General features: G+C 53.1%; 1 rRNA gene. It reads left to right on the top strand.

What is annotated here, in order from left to right:
• Window positions 1-9 precede the first annotated feature (9 nt).
• Window positions 10-1,542: ribosomal RNA gene (locus tag QN370_RS20480) — 16S ribosomal RNA — on the top strand.
• Window positions 1,543-1,628 lie beyond the last annotated feature (86 nt).

Here is a 1,628-nt window from a genome sequence, read left to right as displayed (position 1 = left end):
ACAGAGATTAAACTGAAGAGTTTGATCCTGGCTCAGATTGAACGCTGGCGGCATGCCTTACACATGCAAGTCGAACGGCAGCACGGGGGCAACCCTGGTGGCGAGTGGCGAACGGGTGAGTAATATATCGGAACGTGCCCTGGAGTGGGGGATAACGCAGCGAAAGTTGCGCTAATACCGCATACGATCTACGGATGAAAGTGGGGGATTCGCAAGAACCTCATGCTCGTGGAGCGGCCGATATCTGATTAGCTAGTTGGTAGGGTAAAAGCCTACCAAGGCATCGATCAGTAGCTGGTCTGAGAGGACGACCAGCCACACTGGAACTGAGACACGGTCCAGACTCCTACGGGAGGCAGCAGTGGGGAATTTTGGACAATGGGGGCAACCCTGATCCAGCAATGCCGCGTGAGTGAAGAAGGCCTTCGGGTTGTAAAGCTCTTTTGTCGGGGAAGAAACGGTGATTTCTAATACGGATCACTAATGACGGTACCCGAAGAATAAGCACCGGCTAACTACGTGCCAGCAGCCGCGGTAATACGTAGGGTGCAAGCGTTAATCGGAATTACTGGGCGTAAAGCGTGCGCAGGCGGTTATGTAAGACAGATGTGAAATGCCCGGGCTCAACCTGGGAACTGCATTTGTGACTGCATGGCTAGAGTGTGTCAGAGGGGGGTAGAATTCCACGTGTAGCAGTGAAATGCGTAGAGATGTGGAGGAATACCGATGGCGAAGGCAGCCCCCTGGGATAACACTGACGCTCATGCACGAAAGCGTGGGGAGCAAACAGGATTAGATACCCTGGTAGTCCACGCCCTAAACGATGTCTACTAGTTGTCGGGTCTTAATTGACTTGGTAACGCAGCTAACGCGTGAAGTAGACCGCCTGGGGAGTACGGTCGCAAGATTAAAACTCAAAGGAATTGACGGGGACCCGCACAAGCGGTGGATGATGTGGATTAATTCGATGCAACGCGAAAAACCTTACCTACCCTTGACATGGCTGGAATCCTTAAGAGATTAGGGAGTGCTCGCAAGAGAACCAGTACACAGGTGCTGCATGGCTGTCGTCAGCTCGTGTCGTGAGATGTTGGGTTAAGTCCCGCAACGAGCGCAACCCTTGTCATTAGTTGCTACGAAAGGGCACTCTAATGAGACTGCCGGTGACAAACCGGAGGAAGGTGGGGATGACGTCAAGTCCTCATGGCCCTTATGGGTAGGGCTTCACACGTCATACAATGGTACATACAGAGGGCCGCCAACCCGCGAGGGGGAGCTAATCCCAGAAAGTGTATCGTAGTCCGGATTGTAGTCTGCAACTCGACTGCATGAAGTTGGAATCGCTAGTAATCGCGGATCAGCATGTCGCGGTGAATACGTTCCCGGGTCTTGTACACACCGCCCGTCACACCATGGGAGCGGGTTTCACCAGAAGTAGGTAGCTTAACCGCAAGGAGGGCGCTTACCACGGTGGGATTCGTGACTGGGGTGAAGTCGTAACAAGGTAGCCGTATCGGAAGGTGCGGCTGGATCACCTCCTTTCTAGAGCATGCGCGGAAGCCATGTGTCCACACTTATCAGCTGTTAGTCGAGAGAAGAACAGCAGAAGTACAAGCAGACAAACAAGC

Origin of the sequence: Actimicrobium sp. CCI2.3 (assembly GCF_035019065.1) — a bacterium.
Lineage (GTDB): Bacteria > Pseudomonadota > Gammaproteobacteria > Burkholderiales > Burkholderiaceae_D > Actimicrobium.
This window is presented reverse-complemented; position numbering and strand designations above follow the sequence as displayed.